General features: G+C 47.5%; 1 protein-coding gene. It reads left to right on the top strand.

The genetic code is table 11. The features are described 5' to 3' along the window. On the top strand, positions 1-1,155 hold a 1,155-nt coding region (locus tag R7F07_RS25035), incomplete at its 5' end, for a TrkH family potassium uptake protein (protein WP_318110642.1). Positions 1,156-1,238: the final 83 nt, after the last annotated feature.

Raw genomic sequence — 1,238 nt, 5'->3', positions numbered from 1 at the left:
GGTGTGGTCGATACCGGCCAACATTTTACGCTCGCGGGTAAAATTCTTCTGATGTGTTTGATGCAGATCGGCGGCTTAGGGCAAATGACCTTATCTGCGGTGCTGCTCTATATGTTTGGGGTGCGCTTGAGTCTACGTCAGCAAGCGTTAGCCAAAGAAGCACTTGGCCAAGAAAGGCAAGTCAACCTGCGTCGTTTGGTGAAAAAGATCGTCACATTTGCGCTGGTGGCAGAGGCGATTGGTTTTGTCTTCCTCTCGTATCGTTGGGTGCCAGAAATGGGTTGGAAGACTGGCATGTTCTATGCGCTGTTCCACTCTATTTCGGCTTTCAACAATGCTGGCTTCGCTCTCTTTTCTGACAGCATGATGAGTTTTGTCAACGATCCGTTAGTGAGTTTCACCTTAGCTGGTCTGTTTATCTTTGGCGGCTTGGGTTTCACTGTGATTGGTGACGTTTGGCGACATTGGCGTAAAGGTTTCCACTTCTTACATATTCACACCAAAATCATGTTGGTTGCCACGCCGTTACTGCTGTTGGTGGGAACGGCGCGCTTTTGGCTTTTGGAACGTCACAACCCCAACACCATGGGGTCACTCACTACTGGCGGGCAATGGTTGGCTGCTTTCTTCCAATCAGCCAGTGCGCGGACAGCGGGTTTTAACAGTGTTGATTTAACGCAGTTCACGCAACCGGCATTACTCATCATGATCGTTTTGATGTTGATTGGTGCGGGTTCGACCTCTACGGGTGGCGGTATCAAGGTGTCTACTTTTGCTGTCGCGTTTATGGCGACGTGGACGTTCTTGCGTCAAAAGAAACACGTGGTGATGTTTAAGAGAACGGTAAACTGGCCAACGGTAACGAAGTCACTGGCAATCATTGTGGTGAGCGGAGCGATTCTTACCACTGCTATGTTTTTGTTGATGCTGACGGAGAAAGCTTCTTTTGACAAAGTGATGTTCGAAACGATTTCTGCTTTTGCAACGGTTGGGCTTACTGCAGGTTTGACGGCGGAGCTTTCAGAACCAGGTAAGTACATCATGATCGTCGTGATGATCATTGGCCGTATTGGACCTTTGACGCTCGCATATATGTTAGCGAGACCAGAACCAACCTTGATTAAGTACCCAGAAGACACGGTTCTTACTGGATGATTTGTCAGTAATAAGCAAAATGAACGTAAAATAACGCTTTGAATTTAAAGTGATATTTTGACTTTTTTGAGCGCCGATTGGTC

The organism is Vibrio sp. YT-16, assembly GCF_033337405.1.
Classification (GTDB): Bacteria; Pseudomonadota; Gammaproteobacteria; order Enterobacterales; family Vibrionaceae; genus Vibrio; species Vibrio alginolyticus.
The sequence above is the reverse complement of the archived record's forward strand: the minus strand, read 5'-3'. Positions and strand labels throughout refer to the sequence as shown.